Origin of the sequence: Campylobacter sp. W0014 (assembly GCF_020135975.1) — a bacterium.
Taxonomy (GTDB): Bacteria; Campylobacterota; Campylobacteria; order Campylobacterales; family Campylobacteraceae; genus Campylobacter_D.
This window is the reverse complement of sequence record NZ_JACHTR010000110.1, coordinates 1-362: the sequence shown is the minus strand read 5'-3', so window position 1 is coordinate 362 and position 362 is coordinate 1. Positions and strand designations below refer to the sequence as shown.

The 362-nt window shown below is 30.4% G+C and carries 1 protein-coding gene; it reads left to right on the top strand.

All coding sequences use genetic code 11. The annotated features are described in order from the left end of the window. The first annotated feature begins 14 nt into the window (after positions 1-14). Positions 15-266 (top strand): PoNe immunity protein domain-containing protein, encoded by a 252-nt coding sequence (locus tag H2277_RS09190; RefSeq protein WP_337201985.1) that lies wholly within the window; start codon positions 15-17, stop codon positions 264-266. Positions 267-362 lie beyond the last annotated feature (96 nt).

Below are 362 nucleotides of genomic sequence, written 5' to 3'. Positions count from 1 at the left end.
AGAAAGGATAGAAAATGCTAAGGGATACTAGTAAAGATGAAGCGTATTTTACCGAACGTATAATAGAATGGGAAGAAGAAGTTAAAAAAGATGAAAAAAGACTCTTGGAGCTTCCTTTAGGAGATGCAAGAAGAAAACGTTATTTTTTTGCCATAGAAGATAGAAAATTTCATAACGCTATGGATAAATATGCTCGCGGTGATGATATAAATCTGGTTAAAAAAGATTTAGAAGAAGTTATATCAATAATACAAAAAAACATTTAGAATTTGGATTTGATATTAGCTGGTTTGATGGGAATGCCCTTGAACTTTGTCTTAGAGTGTTATTAGATATGGACACAACTTGTGTATTAAAATTAA

Coding starts and splice junctions, on each gene's coding strand:
- H2277_RS09190 (WP_337201985.1), top strand. CDS start 15: ATGCTAAGGGATACTAGTAAAGATGAAGCGTATTTTACCGAACGTATA.